The sequence below is a fragment of the Psychrobacter sp. TB20-MNA-CIBAN-0197 genome (assembly GCF_040309765.1).
Classification (GTDB): Bacteria; Pseudomonadota; Gammaproteobacteria; order Pseudomonadales; family Moraxellaceae; genus Psychrobacter; species Psychrobacter submarinus.
On the sequence record NZ_JBEOPC010000800.1, the window covers coordinates 1 to 263 of the forward strand.

At 43.7% G+C, this 263-nt stretch carries 1 pseudogene; it reads right to left on the minus strand.

The features are described from left to right. Positions 1-187, minus strand: a pseudogene (locus tag AAEY83_RS16055) (MFS transporter); the annotation flags it as partial. Between the last annotated feature and the right edge of the window lie 76 nt (positions 188-263).

Here is a 263-nt window from a genome sequence, read left to right on the forward strand (position 1 = left end):
GGCTAAGGTCACCTTGAATTTGAGTCAGGTTCGCGACCAGCAAACCATTTTGAAAACTGGCAGTCACCCCAATAATAATACCAATAATCAGGTAAAAAACCTTGCGGCGTGCAGGATGATCAGGATTGGCTGGAGAGCCCACCATCATTGGCTGTTCGTGGGGCTTGAATTGATACTCAGTACTCATGGATGAATGACTGTCTTTGAAGGTGGACGGTTGATTGTATTAAGCTTAAATTAATAAAGCCTGTCAACGGTATAGT